Annotated in this window: 20 protein-coding genes; 19 read left to right on the forward strand and 1 reads right to left on the reverse strand. The window is 47.2% G+C overall.

The window, feature by feature from the left end; all coding sequences use genetic code 11:
- Positions 1 to 22 precede the first annotated feature (22 nt).
- The 6 genes from hprK (at position 23) to NST25_RS00765 (ending at position 5,943) form a co-directional block, all read left to right on the forward strand.
- Positions 23 to 961 carry an HPr(Ser) kinase/phosphatase gene (gene hprK / locus NST25_RS00740; protein ID WP_036687047.1) on the forward strand — a complete coding sequence of 313 codons (939 nt, stop codon included), beginning with the start codon at positions 23 to 25 and terminating at the stop codon, positions 959 to 961.
- 12 nt (positions 962 to 973) lie between these two features.
- Positions 974 to 2,005, forward strand: coding sequence for a prolipoprotein diacylglyceryl transferase (gene lgt, locus NST25_RS00745; protein WP_076126827.1), 1,032 nt, complete (start codon positions 974 to 976; stop codon positions 2,003 to 2,005).
- 5 nt (positions 2,006 to 2,010) lie between these two features.
- Entirely contained in the window at positions 2,011 to 2,667 is a 657-nt protein-coding gene (gene ppaX, locus NST25_RS00750; protein WP_076126829.1) for a pyrophosphatase PpaX, read from the forward strand.
- Positions 2,664 to 3,173, forward strand: coding sequence for an acyltransferase (locus NST25_RS00755; RefSeq protein WP_172628771.1), 510 nt, complete (start codon positions 2,664 to 2,666; stop codon positions 3,171 to 3,173). The genes ppaX and NST25_RS00755 overlap by 4 nt, the downstream gene beginning before the upstream one ends.
- Before the next feature lie 292 nt (positions 3,174 to 3,465).
- Positions 3,466 to 4,674 carry an acyltransferase gene (locus NST25_RS00760; RefSeq protein WP_340393188.1) on the forward strand — a complete coding sequence of 403 codons (1,209 nt, stop codon included), beginning with the start codon at positions 3,466 to 3,468 and terminating at the stop codon, positions 4,672 to 4,674.
- A gap of 111 nt (positions 4,675 to 4,785) precedes the next feature.
- A complete protein-coding gene (locus NST25_RS00765; protein ID WP_076126832.1) occupies positions 4,786 to 5,943 on the forward strand; it encodes an acyltransferase in 1,158 nt (385 codons plus the stop codon).
- A gap of 70 nt (positions 5,944 to 6,013) precedes the next feature.
- Here the strand turns inward: NST25_RS00765 and gntK are convergent, their stop codons facing one another.
- Positions 6,014 to 7,543 carry a gluconokinase gene (gene gntK / locus NST25_RS00770; protein ID WP_340394345.1) on the reverse strand — a complete coding sequence of 510 codons (1,530 nt, stop codon included), beginning with the start codon at positions 7,541 to 7,543 and terminating at the stop codon, positions 6,014 to 6,016.
- A gap of 280 nt (positions 7,544 to 7,823) precedes the next feature.
- Between gntK and NST25_RS00775 the strand changes: the two genes are divergently transcribed.
- The 13 genes from NST25_RS00775 to uxaC all read left to right on the forward strand — a co-directional run bounded on the left by NST25_RS00775 (position 7,824) and on the right by uxaC (position 22,328).
- Positions 7,824 to 9,041 carry an ATP phosphoribosyltransferase regulatory subunit gene (locus tag NST25_RS00775; RefSeq protein WP_036687060.1) on the forward strand — a complete coding sequence of 406 codons (1,218 nt, stop codon included), beginning with the start codon at positions 7,824 to 7,826 and terminating at the stop codon, positions 9,039 to 9,041.
- A 69-nt stretch (positions 9,042 to 9,110) separates the two neighbouring features.
- A complete protein-coding gene (gene hisG / locus NST25_RS00780; RefSeq protein ID WP_036687062.1) occupies positions 9,111 to 9,749 on the forward strand; it encodes an ATP phosphoribosyltransferase in 639 nt (212 codons plus the stop codon).
- 38 nt (positions 9,750 to 9,787) lie between these two features.
- Positions 9,788 to 11,098 carry a histidinol dehydrogenase gene (gene hisD, locus NST25_RS00785; RefSeq protein ID WP_340393189.1) on the forward strand — a complete coding sequence of 437 codons (1,311 nt, stop codon included), beginning with the start codon at positions 9,788 to 9,790 and terminating at the stop codon, positions 11,096 to 11,098.
- Positions 11,085 to 11,693, forward strand: a complete 609-nt coding sequence (gene hisB / locus NST25_RS00790) for an imidazoleglycerol-phosphate dehydratase HisB (RefSeq protein ID WP_036687073.1) — start codon at positions 11,085 to 11,087, stop codon at positions 11,691 to 11,693. The genes hisD and hisB overlap by 14 nt, the downstream gene beginning before the upstream one ends.
- 1 nt (position 11,694) lies before the next feature.
- On the forward strand, positions 11,695 to 12,318 hold the full coding sequence (gene hisH / locus NST25_RS00795) for an imidazole glycerol phosphate synthase subunit HisH (RefSeq protein ID WP_076126837.1): 624 nt from the start codon (positions 11,695 to 11,697) through the stop codon (positions 12,316 to 12,318).
- Positions 12,319 to 12,360: 42 nt separating this feature from the next.
- Positions 12,361 to 13,098, forward strand: a complete 738-nt coding sequence (hisA, locus tag NST25_RS00800; protein ID WP_076126839.1) for a 1-(5-phosphoribosyl)-5-[(5-phosphoribosylamino)methylideneamino]imidazole-4-carboxamide isomerase — start codon at positions 12,361 to 12,363, stop codon at positions 13,096 to 13,098.
- A gap of 1,091 nt (positions 13,099 to 14,189) precedes the next feature.
- Positions 14,190 to 14,948: an imidazole glycerol phosphate synthase subunit HisF gene (gene hisF / locus NST25_RS00805; RefSeq protein WP_036687077.1), complete on the forward strand. Its 759-nt coding sequence runs from the start codon at positions 14,190 to 14,192 to the stop codon at positions 14,946 to 14,948.
- Positions 14,945 to 15,658, forward strand: coding sequence for a bifunctional phosphoribosyl-AMP cyclohydrolase/phosphoribosyl-ATP diphosphatase HisIE (gene hisIE, locus NST25_RS00810; RefSeq protein WP_076126841.1), 714 nt, complete (start codon positions 14,945 to 14,947; stop codon positions 15,656 to 15,658). The genes hisF and hisIE overlap by 4 nt, the downstream gene beginning before the upstream one ends.
- A gap of 14 nt (positions 15,659 to 15,672) precedes the next feature.
- Positions 15,673 to 16,500, forward strand: a complete 828-nt coding sequence (hisJ, locus tag NST25_RS00815; RefSeq protein ID WP_076126843.1) for a histidinol-phosphatase HisJ — start codon at positions 15,673 to 15,675, stop codon at positions 16,498 to 16,500.
- 23 nt (positions 16,501 to 16,523) lie between these two features.
- Positions 16,524 to 17,474 (forward strand): ribose-phosphate pyrophosphokinase, encoded by a 951-nt coding sequence (locus NST25_RS00820; RefSeq protein ID WP_036687083.1) that lies wholly within the window; start codon positions 16,524 to 16,526, stop codon positions 17,472 to 17,474.
- A 232-nt stretch (positions 17,475 to 17,706) separates the two neighbouring features.
- On the forward strand, positions 17,707 to 19,446 hold the full coding sequence (locus NST25_RS00825; RefSeq protein WP_076126845.1) for a tetratricopeptide repeat protein: 1,740 nt from the start codon (positions 17,707 to 17,709) through the stop codon (positions 19,444 to 19,446).
- 150 nt (positions 19,447 to 19,596) lie between these two features.
- Positions 19,597 to 20,550 (forward strand): thioredoxin-disulfide reductase, encoded by a 954-nt coding sequence (trxB, locus tag NST25_RS00830; protein WP_036687084.1) that lies wholly within the window; start codon positions 19,597 to 19,599, stop codon positions 20,548 to 20,550.
- A gap of 350 nt (positions 20,551 to 20,900) precedes the next feature.
- Entirely contained in the window at positions 20,901 to 22,328 is a 1,428-nt protein-coding gene (uxaC, locus tag NST25_RS00835; RefSeq protein WP_076126847.1) for a glucuronate isomerase, read from the forward strand.
- Positions 22,329 to 22,371: the final 43 nt, after the last annotated feature.

Consider the following 22,371-nt stretch of genomic DNA (forward strand, 5'->3'; position numbering starts at 1 on the left):
GGTGACGAAAGGACGAATTTACATGGCTAAGAAAGTAAAAGTATCTGAATTGGTACAACATTTTCAATTAGAGGTTATTTCCGGCCAGGAAGGTCTAAAACGACCTATTACGGTCGATGACCTGAATCGCCCTGGACTAGAGATTGCTGGTTATTTCGAATATTATCCGGAAGAACGTGTTCAATTATTAGGTAAGACAGAACTCGCATTCTTCTCCATGCTGCCTGAAGCTGAACGTAAAAGTAGGCTTCGTGGAATCTGTAATGACAATACCCCTTGTATCGTAATTACCCGTAGTTTGGATGTGCCACAGGAGTTAATTGATATAAGTAATGAAAAGGGACTTCCTGTGCTTCGTAGCTCGATGGCTACGACTATTTTCTCCAGCCGTTTGACGAGCTTCTTAGAAGGGAGATTAGCCCCTACAGCAACGATTCATGGTGTACTCTGTGATGTATATGGTGTAGGTATGCTGATTACTGGTAGTAGTGGTATTGGTAAGAGTGAGACAGCCCTTGAACTTGTAAAACGTGGACATAGACTGATCGCTGATGATGCCGTGGAAATCCGCCAGACTTCAGATAACCAGCTGCATGGTACAGCCCCTGAGTTGATCCGTCACTTGTTGGAAATTCGCGGAGTAGGTATCATTAACGTAATGACACTTTTTGGTGCGGGTGCTATCCGTAATCATAAACGGATTACACTTGTCGTTAGATTAGAGGCTTGGCAGCAAGACAAGCAGTATGACCGGCTTGGACTTGATGAGGAAACAACGCGGATTATTGATACCGATGTTCCACTTGTAACCATTCCTGTACGTCCAGGACGTAACCTTGCCGTTATTATTGAGGTTGCTGCGATGAACTATCGCCTGAAGCAAATGGGCTTTAATGCAGCCCTGCAGTTTACGAATAAGTTAACTGCGACCATATCTGAGGATATGGACGATCTCGATTAGGAGTGTGAGACAATGTTCCCATTAGCAATAGATCCTATTGTATTCTCAATTGGATCACTGCCTGTACACTGGTACGGGTTAATACTAGGGGTCGGTGCACTCGCGGGATTATTTCTTGCGATCCGCGAGGGCAAACGGTTCGGAATCCCGCAAGAATTCTTTATGGATATGCTGCTACTGGGTGTACCCTCGGCAATTATAGGGGCACGGATTTATTTTGTAGCTTTTAAATGGGACGATTATAAGCATAATCTGATAGACGTCTTTAAGATCTGGAATGGCGGCATCGCCATTTACGGCGCATTAATAGGAGCGATTATTTGCGGAATTATTTATTTCCGTTATAAGGGTTACCCTTTCTGGCGTATTGTTGATATTTGTGCACCTGGACTACTGGCGGGTCAAATGATTGGCCGCTGGGGAAACTTTGTCAACCAAGAGGCATACGGCAGCGTAGTTGAGGAATCTTTTTTACGGGATAAACTGCATTTACCTGACTTCATCGTTAATCAAATGTACATAGGAGATGCTTTTCATCATCCGACCTTCCTGTATGAATCTCTTTGGAGCTTACTAGGGATTGCGTTATTGATGGTTCTCCGTCGTCAGAAGTTTGTACGTGCTGGAGAAATCTTCATGTCTTACTTTATATGGTATTCCATCGGTCGGTTCTTCATCGAGGCTGTGCGTACTGACAGTTTAGCTTTTAACGGAAGTGCAGGACTGGCTTCGTTTATAAACGGCTTATGGAGTCCGATGGAATGGTTAGGTTTTGAACAAGGATATCTGGATCCTGCCTATGGTAATATTCGTATTTCTCAGCTGCTTTCTCTACTGATTATTGTGGCAGCTATATTGCTGATCGTTATTCGCAGAGTAACCGGAGAGCCTAAAGCACATTATTCTGACCCTATCGTATGTACTAAACCGATCCAAGCAGATACTGTAGTGCCAGAAAGCGCAGTAAATACACCGCAGAAAACTCGTCAAGGAACACAACCTGAGCAAGGACAGCCAGCGGATGGAGATAAGAAGGAGCAGTAAAACTTATGATAGAATGCGTTCTTTTTGATCTGGATGGAACGATTGTCGATACGAATGAGCTAATCATTAGTTCATTTATGTACGCGCTGAAGGACAATGGTCTGGCTCCACTGACCAGAGAAGAGATAATTCCGCATATGGGAACAACCCTTCAGCAACAGATGAGAGTATTCTCTGGACTAGAGGATGTAAATGGTACGTTAGAAAAGTCCTATCGTTCTTATAATAATGAGCATCATGATGAGTTAGTGCGTTCTTTCCCGCTTGTAAAGGAGACTATTGAGGAGCTCTCGCGTCGTGGGATCAAACTTGGGATTGTAACTACTAAGATCCGTCCAACAACGATCAAGACCCTGGAAAGGTTCGATTTGCTTAAGTACATGGATACGATTGTGACTGTGAACGATGTTACTGAACCAAAGCCACATCCGGAGCCCGTTCTGACAGCGGTCCACAACCTTGGTGTTGATCCTCGCAAAACCTTAATGATAGGTGACAGTGCAGTTGATATTCAATCAGCCAAAGCTGCCGGTGTATACGCTGCTGGAGTATCTTGGTCTTTGAAGGGCGAGGATACGCTCCGCAAGTATGATCCGGACTTTATCATCCATAACATGAAGGATATTATAGAAATTATGGAGCGAGGAACGAATGAATCGTGAGAAACGTAACCCGTTATCCAGTAGAAGGTCATAACTCACTTTGGTATATTTACCGTACGGTCAGCCCTTGGAAGGGTGTCCGCAACTTTATTTTTATTCAGATTGCCCGCTATTGTCCGATTCTACCGTTAAAGAATTGGATCTATCGACGGATGCTGGGGATGAAGGTTGGTAAACACACGGCTTTTGGTCTTATGGCAATGGTGGATGTGTTTTTTCCGGAGAAAATAACGGTAGGTGAGAATTCTATTATTGGTTATAACACGACGATTCTGGCGCATGAGTATCTGATCAAGGAATATCGTCTGGGCGAAGTGGTGATCGGTGAAAATGTATTGATCGGCGCAAATACAACGATTCTTCCCGGTGTAACCATTGGAGATTGGGCAGTTATAGCTGCTGGCTCCGTGGTGCACAAAAATGTGGCGGCTGGCTCTTTTGTCGGAGGCAATCCTCTGCGAGAGCTGCGCCCCTCTTCAACGGAAGAACATTCGGAACAAGTGTAAACGATGCTTTTTTAACCCTGCAGTTACATATTGCGTTTTTTAGCGCAGGTTCTGCAGGGTTTCTTGCGTCTTAGAGAAGATTATTAAGGAAACTTTAAGTTCTTCTTAAGTTTTTAGAACAGATACATTCGATATAATTAGCGTTAGTGATAAGGCGAATCCCACGCTAGGCATTCAGCTTCAAATATCAGAATGTAAAATCAGCAGGTGCAGGCTTCCTGGTATTTTCAGTTTCCACATTCCGCTTAGCGTCTCTATGAACAACCATCATAGTAGAGAAGAGGAATATAATATGAACACTGCGAGACAGGAAAGGCTGCCCCAGCTGGATATTTTCAGAGCATTAGCGATCTTAGGCGTATTGCATGTGCATTCCTCATCTTTTGCCGCTGGAGAGCAGGCACTGCATTCCCCTTATTATTACTGGCTGAACTGGATCAACATTTTCTTTAAATTCGGTACGCCCTCATTTATTTTTCTGAGCAGCTTTGTATTGTTTTATAATTATTATGGGCGTCCTGTGACACGCAGCTTGATTATTAATTTCTACCGTCGTCGATTAAAGTATATTTTATTACCTTATCTGCTAGCCTCTATGGGCTATTACGCACTAACCTTATATGTGAACGGACGATTGACCCAGAACCTCGGTGGCAACCTGTACAGCTTTATTAGAGCGTTATTCTCAGGTTCCGCATATGCGCATTTGTATTTTGTATTTATCAGCATTCAGTTTTATTTGCTTTTTCCAGTACTGCTTAAGCTACTCCAGAGTTCCCGCTTTTTAATTAAATGGGCGGTTCCGCTCGGATTGGCACTTCAGTGGGGGTTTATTTTCTGGAATAAATACGAACTGCACATTGTTGAAAAAGGGAGCCTCGCGATCTCTTATCTGGCTTATTATATGATGGGTGCTTATATCGCAATTCACTTTGAGAAGGTGAAGACTTGGCTGATGAAGCCATGGAGGGAGCTAACTGCCAGGCAAAAAGGATGGACTGCCCTGTTAGTGAGCGGGTGGTTAATTGCAGCCTTTATCCATGTGCAGCTATGGTATGTGGCCCGCCATTTTGGGGTGTGGACGGATTCGCTGTGGTACGAGCTATTATGGAATGTCCATACGATGTTATCAGCATTGGTTCTGTTGTATGCTACATTCCTGATCTATCGTAAGGCCTCTCGCGGGATTGTTGCTTTTTTAACACGTTTGGGTGAACTCTCATTTGCGATATATTTGATTCATCCGCTATTGCTGGCGGTATATCGCAGGTTCCGATATCAGATTCCCCTAGAGTCGCTAACATATGTTTTGTTCATCTACGGAGGGTTTGTGGTCGCACTGGGAGGGAGCTGGCTTATTGTGCAGTTTGCTTTCCGGCGAGTCCCGGGTTCATGGATTATTTTTGGAAGCGTGCCTCGCTCTTTGGAATCCAGTCCGCAGGAAAAGTCAGGTTATATCCCTGAGGAACGGGCAAAGGGGTTCGTGCAGCAGGAGAAATAGCGTTAGAAGAAGGTCTGATACACGCACACGCTTAAACGTGGGGAAGTAGCCTTCATAATATTTGATTAAAAAGGCATCATTTCGATGCGGAGCTTAACAGGAGGAAAGATTATGAGACAAAAAGAAAGAATTCCGCAGCTGGATATTTTTCGGGCGATTGCTATTTTTGCAGTGCTGGCTATTCATGCTACTTCACGAACGTTGGCGGAGACACTAGGTACAAACATGTTTCATCCGTTCTTATTTATTAATAAATTCAGCCAGTTCGCCGTACCTTCATTCATATTTTTGAGTGGGTTCGTGCTCTTCTATAACTATATTGACCGTCCGCTGGGTGGCAAAACGCTAGGAAAGTTCTACACTAGAAGGCTGCTTTATATTATTGTGCCTTATGTAGTATTTTCACTGCTGTATTTTGCGTTAAAAATGAATGCCGGGAATACTTGGGGCTTACCTCCGGGGGAGATGGCTTCTAAGCTATGGAAGTATTTATGGACAGGAACGGCATATACGCATCTGTATTATATTATTATCATTATTCAGTTTTACGTGTTATTTCCGCTCATTTTGTGGTGTTTGCAAAAGGTTCGTCATCTGGCGGCTTGGGCGCCGCTGATCGGGTTATTACTACAGTGGGGTTTTGTGCTGCTGAATAAATACATGACCAATCACGGGTATTGGCAGTTATCCAAGGGGAGTCTGGCGATCACTTATTTCTCGTATTTCCTGCTGGGTGCTGGGATTGCAGTGTATTACTCTTCTTTGAAAAAATGGTTAGTGCCTTCACGTGAAGGCTGGCGCGCCGGTAAAGGTCCGGTTTGGATTACGTTGTGGTTGTTATGGATTGTAGCAGGGGTTGTTCATGTTGAGCTATGGTTTAATAATTACACGAAAAAAACTGTCATCAACAGCTTATGGTATGAGGGTTTCTCTAATCTACATGCGCTGCTCTCTTGTGTGGTGCTGTTGCAAATCTCCTTCTTGCTCTATGGAGCGGGTCGTAGCTTGCTGACAAGACTTTTGGTATCCGTAGGAGCATGCTCCTTCGGAATTTATCTATTGCACCCTATGCTGCTGTATTTCTATAGAAAATTACCGTTTCACGGGGGTTCTCTTGCGTACATCGCAGCGATTGTAGGAGGATGGCTTGTTGCGCTGCTGGTTTCATGGCTGGCAGTGGCTCTCGTCTTCCGGTATGTGCCTGCGTCTTGGATTATTTTCGGGTCAGGCGCACAAAAGAAAGCAAAAACAGGCTCCATAAGCGCATAGTCTACTGCTAGGTAATATAAAAGCGCCGGTCTCCCGTATATGCGGGTTGACCGGCGCTTTTATTTTTTGTCTATTCTCCAGCTTGTTCCCGCTGAAACTCCGCAATAGCTTGATACTGGCTTTCCAGACTACGGTAGACGGAAATATAAATCGGCAGCAGCTGCTTGTACACTTTGGTATGTTCATCAATCGGATCATGCTGGTAAGTTGAACCGATCATGTCGAATACAACATCGAAGGAGTCCACGCGGCCCGTTGCGTAAAGACCAAGCACTACTGCTCCGAGGCAGGAGCTTTCAATACTCTCCGGAATGATGACCTCTTGATCAAAAATATCAGACATCATCTGCCGCCAGACTGAGGAACGGGCGAAGCCGCCTGTAGCCAGAATTTTGCTAGGACGCCCGATTTGCTCTTCCATAGCCAGCAGAACCATATACATATTGAAGATTACGCCTTCTAGTACCGAGCGAATCATATGCTCCTTATGGTGATTCATAGAAAGGCCGAAGAAGGAGCCACGAGCATCAGGATTCCACAGCGGTGCCCGTTCACCAGTTAAGTAAGGATGGAATAGAAGACCACCGCTACCTGCCGGAACTTGTTCCGCGATGCGCGTTAGAACCTCGTAAGGGTCAATGCCAAGACGTTTGGCGGTTTCGACTTCAGAAGCAGCGAACTCATCCCGTACCCAGCGGAACAGCATACCGCCGTTATTAACGGGCCCTCCGATCACCCAATGTTTTGGGGTTAAGTTATAACAGAAGGTCCGTCCTTTAGGGTCGGTAAGCGGGTGATCCACTACGGTGCGAATCGCTCCGCTTGTTCCAATCGTTGCGGCCACTACACCGGGTTTAATCGCGCCTACGCCAAGGTTGGACAAGATGCCATCACTGGCTCCTACGACAAAAGGTGTCGTGGGGAGCAGTAACAGCTCCTCTGCTAGACCGGGAAGCAGGCCTTGCATGATCTCTGTGGTGGGAACAAGCCGTGAGAGTTGATCTGGTGAAATATGGGCTATCTCCAGGGCCTCTTTATCCCACTCCAAAAGTTCAAGGTTGAGCATGCCTGTAGAAGAGGCAATGGAATGATCGATGATGTATTCGCCGAACAGCCGAGCGAATATGTATTCTTTTATAGAAATGAATTTATAGGCTTGTTGGAACAACTCAGGCTGCTCATCCCGAAGCCACATTAGCTTGGTAATCGGTGACATAGGATGAATAGGCGTTCCTGTGCGCAAGTACAACTCATGTCCGTTAAACTCGTTCTTCAGGCGAAGTGCAGACCCGGCACTACGGTTGTCAGCCCAAGTGATGCAGGCAGTAAGTGGTTTACCCAGCTGATCAATTGCAATGACACTGTGCATGGCTGAACTGAAAGAGACGAATAGGATCTTATCTGGAGATACGGCGCTTTGCCGCATGACATTAGAGAGGGTATGAAAGACTGCACGTAGGATTTGCTCTGGGTCCTGCTCCGCTATAGAAGGGGAGGGTTGATGCAAGGGATAACCCATATTCGCTTGTGCAACTATGGCTCCATTCTCCTCGAAGAGAACTGCCTTTGTACTTGTAGTACCAATATCAACGCCAATCATATAGGATTTAGTCAAGCGTTAGCCCTTCTTTCTAGGTGAAAGTATATTTTTAGAACACCAATTACAAAATTATGAAGTACAATCGTATTAGCTCATTATAGTATTCGATAAGCGGGGAGGCAAAAATAAAGAAAATGCCAAACGCTCAACTAAGGGTTTGATTGACGAAAAAGCAGTGAACATGATACGATATTGAAAATACTTTAATTTGCTACCACTTTACCATAGTAAAGTAAACATAAACAGTATCTAATGATAACTGACGAGGTGAACAATGAAGATGTCCAAACCAAAGGGATTTGAGAAGCCGTCTGGCGTTCGGGACTATCTGCCCCGGGCCGTAACGAAATTGCGCAAAATTGAGAACGATGTACTGCATTGCATGAGTCGCTGGGGATATCAGCAAATGATGACTCCAACGTTGGAATATTACGATACAGTTGGCGTGGCTAGCTCTACGTCCGACCAGAAGCTCTATAAATTACTTAACAATCGTGGTCAGGCTTTGGTGCTTCGATCAGAAATGACTGCCCCGGTTGCCCGTGTTGTTGCCTCTCTATTAAAGGATGAGCCACTGCCATTGCGTCTGTCATATCACGCGAATGTATTCCGTGCCATTGAGGAAGAAGCGGGGCGGGAAGCGGAGTTCTTCCAGACAGGTGTAGAGCTGGTAGGTGATGATTCACCTGAAGCTGATGCGGAGGTAGTTGCGCTTGCTATTTCTTCGCTGCAAGCCGCGGGTGTGAAGTCTTTTAAGATCGCTATGGGGCATGTAGGCTTTCTAAATGGGTTATTTCAAGAGGCACTTCCTGAACTGCCTGAGGCTCAAGAGGAGCTGAAAAGTCATTTGCTGGGCCGTGACTATGTTTCTTTCCGGGAGACTTTACGGCGGCTGGATCTTACAGAAGCGCAGAAGAACGAACTGGATGGGCTGCTGCGTCTGCGCGGAGGCAAGGAGATTTGTGGACAGGCGCTAGAGCTGAGCAATCATCCGCTCGCGCGTCATTCGATTGATCATTTGTGCAAGGTGTGGGAGGTGCTGGTCTCTTACGGCGTATCACAGCATGTACTGATTGATCTGACGATGATCGGGGACTTTTCCTATTATACTGGCATGACTTTTGAAGGTTATGCAGCGGAATTAGGATTTCCGGTATGCAGTGGTGGTAGATACGACAATCTGCTGCAACAGTTTGGGCGTCCGATCCCATCCACAGGATTTTCCTTAAAAACGAATCGCATCCTGGATGGTGTAACTGGAGTGGTCGAAGAGGAAGAGCTGCCTATTTTGATCCAATATGATGCGATTCGCAGAAAAGAAGGCTTGGAAGAGGCAACACGCCTGCGGTCAGAGGGTCATGCAGTCGTTACTAGACTTGCTGCAGGTCCAGAAGAGCTTGAAACGGTGAAGCGTTTGGATACGGACACGGTTGAAGCAGAGGGTGTACGGTACGGTGAGATCTATACATTCGTATCTTTTGTAAGTGAGCATGGCTGAGGATATCGCTAGTACAAAAAGCGATTAACATAAATTTTGCATGGAGATGGAAAAGGAGGCAACTTAACAATGGCACAGATATTGAAGGTGGCTATGCCAAAAGGCCGGATTTACGAAAAGGCTGCTGAGCTGTTCCGCCAGGCAGGTCTTCCGATTCCACCGGACGGTGAGGCATCACGCAAGCTTGTTATTCCGCTGCCTGAGGCAGGGATGGAGTTTATATTGGCGAAACCAGTAGATGTACCTACATATGTAGAATATGGCGTGGCGGATATTGGTATCGTGGGCAAGGATGTTTTGCTGGAGGAAGATCGTGATGTATACGAGCTGCTTGATCTTGGCATTGCCCGCTGCCGGATGTCGATCATCGGATTGCCGAACTGGCAGCCGGGAATTCAGCAGCGTGTAGCGACGAAATATCCGAATGTAGCTTCAAGGTATTTTAGGGAGCAGGGCCAACAGGTCGAGGTAGTGAAGCTGAATGGATCCATCGAGCTTGCACCACTGATTGGTCTGGCCGATCGTATTGTGGATATGGTAGAGACCGGGCAAACGCTGCGGGACAACGGATTAATCGAAATGAAGAGTATATTCGAAATTACAAGCCGCCTGGTGGCAAATCGTGTGAGCTATCGGATGAAAAATGAAGAGATACAGCAACTGTGTGACCGACTACAGGCAGTTATAGGGCAACCTAATTTGCGGTAGGCGGCAACAGATGTTAGGGGTAAAGGGAGGAACCAGCGATGAAGGTTGTGTCGAGCAAGGACTTTAAGCTAGAGCGGGAAGTGGAGTATGGTACGCCAGAGCAAAATCAGGCGGTAAAGGAAATTGTGGCCGCCATTAAAAAAGAAGGAGACACAGCGCTTCTTCGCTATACGGAGCAATTTGACCGGGTTGCACTTACGCCGAATCAACTGCGGGTAACGCCGGAAGAGCTTCAGGCAGCGTATGGCCGAGTAGAGCAATCTTTCGTATCTGCCATTCAAGCAGCTGCAGCCAATATCCGGGCGTTCCATGCCAGACAGAAACGGAATTCATGGATGGATTTGCAGCCGGATGGCACGATTCTGGGGCAGATTATTCGTCCGCTGAAGCGGGTAGGGGTATATGTACCTGGTGGCAAAGCAGCTTATCCCTCCTCGGTGCTGATGAACGTGATCCCAGCACAGATCGCGGGTGTGCCGGAGATCGTCATGGTGACTCCGCCATCCACCGGCGGTAAAGAAGGGATTGATCCTTACATCCTGGTTGCTGCTGCAGAAGCAGGTGTGAATGAAATCTACCGTGTGGGCGGAGCGCAGGCGGTAGCTGCTTTGGCTTTTGGGACGGAGAGCATAGCGCCGGTAGATAAAATATGTGGGCCCGGCAACATATACGTTGCGCTGGCTAAACGCGAGGTATATGGCGCCGTGGATATCGACAGTATCGCGGGTCCAAGCGAAATTGTCGTGCTGGCAGATGAGACCGCTGAGCCGGCTTATGTCGCAGCGGATCTGCTCTCGCAGGCCGAGCATGACGAGATGGCCTCGGCGATTCTGGTCACGCCATCGCAGAGCCTGGCGGATAGCGTGGCGGCTGAAGTGGAGCGTCAGCTGCAAGAGCTGCCGCGTCAGGCGATCGCCCGTTCTTCGGTAGAGAATTACGGCGCGATCATTGTTGTGGAATCTATGGAGGAAGGGATCTCCGTAGTGAATAGACTGGCACCAGAGCATCTGGAGATTGTTGTCGAAGATCCTATGGGCCTCGTAGGCAGCATTGAGAATGCTGGAGCCATCTTCCTGGGAGCGTATAGCTCCGAGCCCGTGGGTGATTATTTTGCCGGGCCAAATCATATTATCCCAACCAATGGGACCGCACGTTTCTCGTCACCAGTGGATGTGGATGATTTTATTAAAAAATCAAGTCTGATCTATTACAGTAAGGAAGCACTCTTGCGTGATGGGAAGACCATTATAGAGCTGGCACGTCGCGAAGGCTTAGAAGGCCACGCACGAGCCATTGAGATTCGACTCAAGAACGAAGGAAAAGGTGGAGACGGATATGGAGAACAATAACGAACAGGCCCTGCGCCAAGCTGGATTAAGCCGTAAAACAAACGAGACGGATATAAAGTTGTCTCTTAACGTAGATGGAAGTGGAGTTTCAGAGCTGGAGACGGATGTTCCTTTTCTGAATCATATGTTGGATCTGTTCACGAAGCACGGACAATTTGACCTGTCTGTACAGGCGCGTGGAGACATCGAGATTGATGACCACCACACGGTTGAAGACATTGGGATCTGCCTAGGGCAGGCACTGCACGAAGCACTGGGTGATAAAAAAGGAATCAAACGTTATGCGAGTGTTTTTGTACCGATGGATGAGGCGTTGGCGCAGGTTGTGATCGATATCAGCAATCGCCCGCACTTTGAATATCGTGCAACCTATCCTTCACAGCAGGTGGGCAGCTTTTCGACGGAGCTTGTTCAGGAGTTCCTGTGGAAGTTCGCGCTCGAAGCACGGATTACGTTACATGTTATCGTACACTACGGTTCTAACACACACCACATGATTGAGGCTGTATTCAAAGCGCTTGGACGGGCGCTGGATGAGGCAACATTGATTGATCCCCGTGTGAAGGGTGTGCCTTCTACGAAGGGAGTGCTGTAGGATGACTGTTGCAATCGTCGATTATGGCATGGGCAACCTGCACAGTGTGAGTAAGGCGGTAGAACGTCTCGGTTATGAGTGTGTAGTGACGGGTGATGCCGAGCAAATTCTCGCTGCTGATAGTGTCATTCTGCCAGGTGTCGGTGCATTTGGCGATGCGATGGGGCATCTGCGGGAGAATGGTTTGGATCTTGTCGTCAAACAGGTAGCCGCTGGAGAGCAGCCTCTGCTTGGGATCTGTCTTGGTATGCAGCTGTTGTTTAGCACCGGTGAAGAGCATGGCAGCCATGAGGGGTTAGATATTCTCTCGGGTTCAGTGGTGCGGTTCGCTCCTAGAGATGGCTATAAGGTGCCGCATATGGGGTGGAACAAGCTTAGCTTTAGACAGCCGGAGAATCCGCTTTTTGTTGGCCTTGAGGAGGGGCATGTGTATTTTGTCCACTCTTATCACGCGCTTGTAGCAAAAGAGAGTGATCTGCTGGCCGTCACAGATTATGGTTACCCAGTTACAGCTATTGTCGGGCAAGATAATGTGTTCGGTATGCAGTTCCATCCGGAAAAAAGCGGAGAGCTGGGAATCAAGCTGTTGGGTAATTTTTTGAAGATTAAGAGAGAGCGGGCGTAAGTCACGCTATAAATATAATGGAACGAAAGTGGGGAGCGCCAAATGTCTTCTTTTATTGTATATCCGGCGATTGATATCCGGGATGGAAAATGCGTCAGGCTGCAGCAGGGGGATTACAATCAGGAAACGATATACAATGATAGTCCACTAAAGGTGGCAAAATCATGGGAAGAGCAAGGTGGAAAGTTCATTCATTTGGTGGACTTAGATGGTGCGAAAGCGGGTCATCCTGTGAACGATGCGATTATCGGTGCTATTGCTGCTAATGCTAACGTTCCTGTGCAGGTGGGTGGCGGTCTTCGCAATCTTGCGGACGTAGAGAAATTGCTCGGACTTGGCGTTAGCCGCGTTATTATCGGTACTGCTGCGATTAATGATCATGCTTTTACCGAAGAGGTATTGGCAAAATACGGCGATAAAGTCGCGATCGGCATTGATGCGCGCAACGGTTATGTTGCGACACACGGCTGGCTGAACACCTCTGAAGTACGTGCTGAAGCTCTTGCCAAGGAATTGGCGGCAAAAGGAGCCGAGACATTCATTTACACCGACATCTCCCGCGACGGGATGATGCAGGGACCGAACGTGGACGGTATCCTGTCCATGGCGCAGGCCAGCGGTAAAACTGTGATCGCGTCCGGCGGAGTCACCAGTCTTGATGATCTGTTGCGTCTGAACGTGCACAGCGGCAGCGGTGTAGGCGGAGCTATTGTTGGCAAGGCGTTATATACGGGCAATATTGATCTTTCTGGAGCTTTGCGAGCGCTTGGGCAGAAATAGCGTTGGGCGAGCGCGCTAATTGATGAGCGGATGAACAAAAAGACGACATGAGCTAGCCAAGGAATAGTGGATTAATGAAACAGAAAGAACCAACAGTGGGTTAAAGAAATAGACTTAACAGTAACGTAGTGAACACAAATCACTAAATCACCAAACTAATTAATAAACGAGCGAATGAACAAAAAGACAATAGATGAACTAGTAAATGAGCAGTGGGTTAAAGAAATAGACGTAACAGTAAATGAGTAACTAATGATAATTAAATGAACGCCCAGAGAAGCAAACTAGCAAAAGTTAAACGAACAAAACAGCAAACCAGCAAACCAGCAAACCAGCAAAAGGGCTTAATAACAAAGCAACAAACCCACAAAAGAGCTAAAACAAACCAGCTGGCCAATAAAGCAACAAACCCAACTAGCTAATGTGTTTTCACTTTGCAAAAATCTCATCTCATTACGAATGGCATAACGACTTGGGCGCTGTTTCAGGGAGGGATCCGGTGAAATTTTAATACCTGTGAAGATGGAGGTTACCCGCTAGCTAAAACCCGCTTCACAATCTGCTACAATAGGCGTAATGAGGCGGCGGGAAGGGTATTTTTCCTCGGATGATGATTAAGTGTACTTTATACCGCTATTTTTCACATTTAGAGCTGATTAGCTAATTTAGTTGTATTTCGTGCAGCTATAACTCAGAGATGAGTTGATTTATAAGCTCATCCCCAGATTTAGTTGTACGAAATGCAGTTAAAAGAGTAGCTTGCAAAAAGGTTGATAAAATAACTGTACGTTGTGCAACTAAATACTCGTGGGCTTGCAGGTGGCGTGAGCCCTTCCGACCACATAAGGGCCAAAACCGCGGAACATGAAAGTGTCATGGATCTAGGAAGCGGCCACGAAGGGGTTAGCGATCATAGCACATGTTCAGTAGTGTGGGCTATGGTTCAGCCGGATGGGCTATGATCCGCCATGCCAACAATCGAGGTTTCCAAAGGGCAGGGGCCCGTGGGCCCCCCTGGGCTAAGAGGGCTTTAGGGGGACGGATACACTTTAGGTGCTTGAAACGCTTTTTAAAGAAGGGGGGATTTCATAATGTTAGCAAAACGTATCATCCCCTGTCTTGACGTTAAGGATGGACGGGTAGTCAAAGGTGTTAACTTTGTGAATCTGCGTGATGCTGGAGATCCGGTAGAGCTAGCGGCGCTGTATGACCGCGAGGGCGCAGACGAGCTTGTGTTTCTCGATATATCGGCTTCCGTAGAAGGTAGAGCAACGATGATCGAGGTTGTGCGGCAGACCGCTGGTGAGATTGCCATTCCTTTTACAGTGGGTGGAGGGATCTCTACAACTGATGATATGAAAAGAATTCTTCGTGCAGGCGCAGACAAAATCGGCATTAATACGGCAGCCATCACTAATCCTCAGTTAATTTTGGACGGTGCTCGCCGATTTGGCTCCCAGTGTATTGTAGTAGCGATAGATGCTAAATATAATGAGGCTTTTGGTGAATGGGAAGTGTACACTCATGGCGGGCGTAAGCCCACCGGCATCCGTGCTCTGGCTTGGGCTAAAGAAGCTGAGAAGCTGGGCGCAGGTGAGATTTTGCTCACTAGCATGGATGCAGATGGCACAAAAGACGGCTTCGACCTGAAGCTAACCTCGGCAGTATGCGATTTGCTCAGTATTCCTGTGATTGCTTCTGGCGGCGCTGGGAAGAAGGAGCATTTTTACGATGTATTTACGGAAGGGAAAGCCGATGCGGGACTTGCGGCGACCATTTTTCACTATAAAGAGATTGCAATTAATGATTTAAAGGCAGATTTGAAGCAAAAAGGGGTAGAAATCCGATGAGCGAAACACAAAACAATACCACATTAAGCCAAAAAGAAGCTCTGGCAGGCATTCGCTGGAATGAAGCGGGTCTGGTGCCTGCCGTTGTTCAGGATGCTAGCAGTTTAGAGGTACTGATGGTTGCTTATATGAACTCCGAATCGTTACAGCTCTCACTGGAGAGTGGCCAGACTTGGTTTTGGAGCCGCTCGCGCAGCGAACTTTGGCATAAAGGCGGAACCTCAGGCAACACACAAGCTATTACCTCCATATCCTATGATTGTGATAGCGACACACTACTCGTGAAGGTTGTGCCTGAAGGACCAGCTTGCCATACTGGAGCTACGTCATGCTTTTTCCGTGAGATTCCTTTGAATAACCCAATAACAGATGCTTCGAAACCAGTGTCTAGTTTGACAGATGGTGAGCGTTTTGCTGTTCTTGGTGAGCTGGAGCGTGTGATTGCTGAGCGGGAAGTGGAACGCCCGGAAGGCGCGTATACCACTTATCTGTTTGATAAAGGCGTGGATAAGATCCTCAAAAAGGTAGGCGAGGAAGCTTCCGAGACCATAATTGCCGCCAAAAATAAAGATAACGCCGAGCTGCGTCTTGAGGTCAGTGATCTGATCTATCATCTGTTGGTATTGCTGCAAGAGCGCAAGCTTCCACTGGATGAGATTATGGAAGAGTTGAGTACCCGTCACGAACGCCCACGCCGGGATCAGTACTAAGGGAGGACTGAGTGATGCACATTGATTACCACACGCATCATGAACGCTGTGGCCATGCCGTGGGTAAGCTTGAGGAGTATGTACAGCGCGGGATAGAGCTTGGACTTCAGCAGCTGGGATTATCCGACCACTTGCCGCTCATCCACGTAGATCCCGCCAGCTATTATCCTGAAATGGCTATGCCAATGGCTGAACTGCCTCGTTATGTGGAGGAATGTCTAACCCTAAAGGAGCGTTACCGTGGAGTCATAGATCTGCGGGTGGGGCTGGAAGCCGATTATATCGAAGGCTATGAAGAGCAAATTCGCGAGATTTTGTCGCCGTATCCATGGGATTATCTTATAGGTTCTGTGCATTTTCTTGGGGAGTGGGATATTACGGATCACCGCCAGGTTCATGGTTGGGAAGGCAAAGATGCGCTACAGGTATATCGTCTTTATTACGATGCGGTAAAGAAGTCGGCGTTATCGGGATTATATGATATTATAGGACATATGGATGTTATTAAACGGTTCGGTTATGGCCCACAAACACCGGAGGGCACGGCTGAGGTAAGGGCGCTGGAGCTAGAGACCTTAAAGGTTATAGCGGATAGAGGAATCGCCATGGAGCTGAATGCATCCGGACTTACGAAGCCTTGCGCTGAGATGTTCCCGGCCGAGCATCTGCTACAGGAGGCCCTAAAGCTCGGCATACCGCTGACATTAGGCTCCGATGCACATGATCCTGCCAAGCTGGGGGACGGGCTGCAAGAGGCGCGTAGTATGCTTTGGCAGACTGGTTTTCGTGAGCTGGCTGTATTTGAGGGACGCCGCCGTACCACTGTTCAGTTCAAACTATAATATATAATCCGCAGGAGGGTATTATGCATCATCAACAATTACGTATTTTTTCCGGTTCGTCGAATCCAAAGTTAGCGGCTGATATTGCGGAGCGACTTGGTGTTGAATTGGGGCAGATAAAGCTGACCCGCTTCATGAGCGGCGAGATTTACGTGCATTACGAAGAAAGCATCCGGAACTGCGACGTATTTTTGGTGCAATCCCTTTCGCATCCCATTAATGAGATGTTCGTGGAGCTGCTGGTGATGATAGATGCTGCCAAACGGGCTTCAGCTCGTACAGTGAACATTATTGTGCCGTATTATGGGTACGCTCGGCAGGAGCGGAAGTCCGCACCTCGTGAGCCGATCTCGGCTAAGATGGTGGCTGATGTGCTGACGACCGCTGGAGCAACCCGCGTAATCACCATCGATTTGCACGCAGCGGCGATTCAAGGCTTTTTCAACATTCCGGTCGATCATCTGACTGCACTCGATTTGATCAGCAGCCATTTGAAAGCCAAGGCAATGTCTGATCTGGTCATTGTTTCCCCGGATGCAGGGCGTGCGTCTATGGCTGAGAAGCTGGCGAATAAGCTGGATTCACCTTTTGCCATTATGATCAAGAAGCGCCCAGCCCATAATGAATCGGTAATCACTCATGTCATTGGTGATGTCGAGGGACGGACACCTATCATTATTGAGGATCTGATCGATACTGGGACGACCATTGTGAATGTGGTAGAAGGCCTGAAGGAGAGAGGTGCGAAGGACAGTATTGTCTGCGCGACGCACGGATTATTCTCAGGGCCCGCGCTACAGCGGCTTGACCATCCTTCTATTCAGGAAGTGGTTACGACAGATTCTATTGCACTGCCTGATGACCATTCAAGTCGGTTTACGGTATTATCTGTTGCACCGATGCTTGCCCAGGCTACGCACATCATCCTTGAGGGTGGTTCAATCGATAAGCTATTTAGAGACGCGGGAATTTAATTCCCCGTCTTTTTTATTTTTTGTCAAAAAAGATGTTGTAAGCAGAGTGGTAGAGTCTTTCTCAACTTGAGATTCTCGCTGTCACATGTGGTATACTGTGTGGAGATACCCGCGCCCAATAAGGGAACGGAATAGCGATTAAGGATGGAGCTCCGGCATACCCCATAGGGCGCCGCCCTCCTATTTTTCGTTAGTATAAGGAAGCTTCTTATAAGGGAGGTGCCTTGCTTCCATGATTGAGAGAACTTCAGAGTATGAACTGGGGAATGATAATGTGATTCCTGTAACTCTGAATGCCAATTTTTTCTTTGAAAGAGCCGTTCGGTCCTTGGATCGCTTTCAATATGATAAGGCATTAAAGAATTTTCGCAAAGCTGTAGAGTACGAGCCGGAGAATCCGGTCAATCATTGCAACGTGGCTGGCGTATTATCAGAAATGGGTAATTATGAAGCGTCCAACGACATTTTAACCCATGTACTGGAGAATATTGATCCGGCAATGACGGAATGTTATTTCTATATGGCTAACAACTTCGCCAATATGGAAAGCTATGAGGAGGCAGAACGCTCACTCGTCACTTATCTCGAAGAAGATGTGAACGGTGAATTTCTGGCCGAATCGGAAGAATTGATGGAGCTGCTGCAATATGAGCTGGACCGTCCTGCTCCACTTATCCGGATTAGAAGCCGGGAAGGTGTAATAGAGCATGAGCGAGCCCGAGCACTGTTGGAGGAGGGCAAGTTTACACAAGCCGTCACTTTGCTTGAAGAGATTGTGAGCAATACGCCTGACTTCCTGGCGGCACATAACAACCTAGCCCTAGCGTATTTTTACATGGGTCGTTTTACCAAAGCTAAGGAATGTATTATGCGGGTGCTGGAGCAGGACTCCGGGAATTTGCATGCACTCTGTAACTTAGCGATCTTCCTTCAGTATGAAGGTGACCGCGGGCAACTGGATGGATTGTTACGCCTTCTGGAGACCACCATTCCGTTTCATCAGGAGCATCTGTTCAAAATGGCCACCACCATGGGGATTCTGGGACGCCATAGAACCGCCTATGGCCATTTTAGACGTCTGTTGAAGGATGAAGAGGTCGGTGGCGACGCCAGTCTCTATCATTACTGTGCGGCAGCTGCCAGCAATAGTGGCCTGTATACAGAAGCACAACGCTGCTGGCAGAAGGCGGCTAAGCTCGATCCGGAATCGGCTGTGCCGAGATTTTTTCTGGCTCAGCTGCAGCAGGCGCAGGGGGAAGGTAAAACGCTGTCGCTGGTCAGCTACAACTATCAGCTTCCTTTTCAGGAGCAGCTGAAGCTGTGGAAGGACAACAAGGGCAGCTTTACCGAAGAGGTACGGAACAATCCGCTGCTTCGCTCTTCCTTCTTCTGGGCGCTCCGCTACGGGGATGCCAATACGAAGCTTCAGGTTACAGAAGCTCTGCGGTGGATCGAAGATGAAGAGATGTCCGAAATTCTGCAAGGACTTCTGAAGCAGCAGCCCTTGCAGGAAGAAAAGCTGCAAGAAGCGGCACTTCTTAGTCTGCAGCGGCTGATTGGAAGTGTTCCTGAAGAGAATGTGCTTCAGGAAGTCAAAGAAACCTCTTCCCCGCGTCTGAAGGGACTGCCGGAATGGAGAGAGGATTGGCAGAAAGTTATCGACCAGACCCTTAGTATGATGGATCGAAGATATGATGCAATCCACAAAAAAGATGCTGAATTACTGTGGAAGCAATTTCTGAGCAGCCTTTATCCGGATGTTCCGTTTATCCGTCATGCGAATGGCTGGTGTGCTGCCTTAGAATATCTAATTGCTAAAACGCATAACCTGCCGGTCACCTACCGTGAAGTAGCTCAGCGTTACAATGTTTCCGTATCTATGGTCAGTCGTTATGCTCGGCGCATAGATACGGAATGTAGTTTCGAGGGAAGTGTGAGCGACAGCCTTCCGCCATTTACCGAGAATATCTAAATCGATCATGTAGTATTTCGTAGAAACGGAGCCCTTTTTATATGTCTTGCGTAACGCTAATGTTCCTTATAGGGACACCGAAGGCGTCTATGCTCGCCAAAAAAGGGCCCGTTTCTTCTAAATAAACCCTATTGTGAGGAGGCCACTGTTATGTACAAAACGATTGTAATCGGAACAGGCCCAGCCGGGCTTACTGCTGCAATTTATTTGGCACGTGCCAACCTAAACCCACTTGTGATTGAAGGTATGCAACCAGGTGGACAACTGACAACGACAACAGAAGTCGAGAACTTCCCAGGCTTTCCTGAAGGAATTCTAGGCCCGGATTTAATGGACAACATGCGCAAGCAGGCTGAACGTTTTGGGGCTGAATTTAAGAATGGTTGGGTGGATTCAGTTGATTTTTCACAGCGTCCATTTAAAGTGACTGTAGATGGATTGGGAGTATTAGAGGCGGAGTCAGTGATCATCTCAACCGGTGCATCTGCCAGATATTTAGGAATCCCCGGGGAGCAGGAGAATGTGGGCCGTGGGGTCAGCACTTGTGCTACTTGTGACGGATTCTTTTTCCGTGGCAAAAAGATTATTGTCGTCGGTGGTGGAGATTCAGCGATGGAGGAAGCCAGCTTTTTAACCCGGTTCGCTTCTAATGTAACATTGGTTCACCGTCGTGATGAGCTTAGGGCTTCGAAGATTATGCAGGCTCGCGCACGGGATAACAGTAAGGTATCGTGGGCTCTTAACCGTACACCGCTTGAGGTTACAACCGACGAGTCTGGCGTTAAGGGGCTGACGGTTCGCAACAATGAGACGGGAATTGATGAACTCATCGAAGCGGACGGAGTGTTTGTCGCGATCGGGCACACGCCGAACACCGGATTTTTAGGGGGGCAAATTACGACCGATACCAACGGCTACATTGTGGTCAACCCTGGAACGACAGAAACGAACATCCCGGGCGTATTCGCTTGTGGCGACGTGCAGGATACCCGTTATCGTCAGGCAATTTCCGCAGCGGGATCTGGCTGTATGGCAGCAATGGATGCTGAGAAGTACCTAGAGGGCACGATGGTGCATGACTGGAGCGAAACACTGGATAGTTAATTTTGCGAGAAATCGTAGTCGATGACATATAAGCAGGTTATCCTTTTTCTAAAGGGTTGCCTGCTTTTTTCAATATTGGCGGGGCCGTGTCCAGATATTAAATATGTTGTTTATTTATTACCACTCGGAAGTTAAAATAACTGTAACAATGTCTTTATAAAAAGACTTGCGCATTTTAAAAATACGTTTACAATGAAGATATAATGTTAACGTGAACAATTTACACAAACCCTATTATAAGCAATAATTTTAAGTTTAAAATATTTATTAAGAAATCGACCGATTGAATAAATGTTCACGTTAAACTTTGTGTAACTCCCATTCGAACTTAAAGGAGAGCAGCAAACCTCATGAGTAAAAAATTCATGGATGAGAACTTCCTATTGTCGAGCGAGACCGCAATTAAGCTGTTTCATAATCATGCGAAAGACATGCCCATTATCGATTATCATTGCCACCTCAGTCCAAAAGAAATTTATGAGAACAAAACGTTCAACAATATCACCGAAGCTTGGCTGTATGGCGACCATTATAAATGGAGAGTGATGCGCGCTAACGGTATAGAAGAGAAATTCATTACTGGCGATGCCAGTGATTATGATAAATTTTTAGCCTGGGCTAGAACGGTTCCGATGATTATCGGGAATCCGCTATACCATTGGACGCATCTGGAGCTGCAACGTTTCTTCGGTGTATATGAGTTGCTGAATGAAGCTAACGCACCAAAAATTTGGGATGAAGTGAATAGACAGTTACAGGGTGAAGGATACGGAGCAAGAGATTTGATCATTAAATCGAAGGTGACTACGGTTTGTACTACCGATGATCCTGTAGATAATCTGGAATATCATGAGAAAATCAGTAATCTGAGTGGGTTCAATGCTAGCGTTGTGCCGGGATTCAGACCAGACAAAGCGCTTGAAATCAACCGTCCTACCTTCCAGCCTTGGGTAGCTCAGCTAAGCGAAGTTTCGGGAATGGCTGTTAAGAATTACGGACAGTTTCTTGCAGCATTGGAGAGCAGAGTGAGATTCTTCCACGCCAGAGCCGGCCGTGTATCTGACCATGCTTTGGATGCGGTAATGTTTGAGCCTACTACCTTGGAGGAAGCTACAGCTATATTCGCTAAAGCACTTTATGAAGGCACTGTAAGTGAGAGTGAAGAAAAGAAATATAAAGGATTCACGCTAGTATTCCTCGGCAAATTGTATAACGAGCTGGATTGGGCGATGCAATTCCATATTCATGCGCTACGGAATAACAACAGCGTAATGTTCGGAAGTCTCGGACCTGACACGGGTTATGATTCTATCAATGACGGCGTGATTGCTAAGCCTTTGGCGGGTCTGCTCGATGCGCTAGATCGTGAGAATGCGTTGCCTAAGACCATTTTGTACTCATTGAACCCTAATGATAATCATGTTATTGCCAGTCTAATGGGTAGCTTCCAGGGCGGCGGTATTCCAGGGAAGATTCAATTCGGAACCGCATGGTGGTACAACGATAATAAAGACGGCATGCTGGAACAGATGAAGACACTTGCTAATCTAGGCGTACTTAGCCAATTTGTTGGGATGTTAACAGACTCCAGAAGCTTTTTATCGTATACCAGACATGAGTACTTTAGAAGAATCTTGTGTGATCTAGTAGGCTCTTGGGTAGAAGCTGGAGAAGCCCCGGATGATATGGAGTTACTGGGCAGTATGATTGAGAACATCTGTTACAATAACGCTGATCATTATTTTAATTTCTCGAAACAGGCATTGGTGACTAGGTAATCGTTATGATATCCTTACATGGAAGAGCCAAACCCGTTTAATA

The organism is Paenibacillus sp. FSL E2-0190, from assembly GCF_037992965.1.
Taxonomy (GTDB): Bacteria; Bacillota; Bacilli; order Paenibacillales; family Paenibacillaceae; genus Paenibacillus_AQ; species Paenibacillus_AQ odorifer.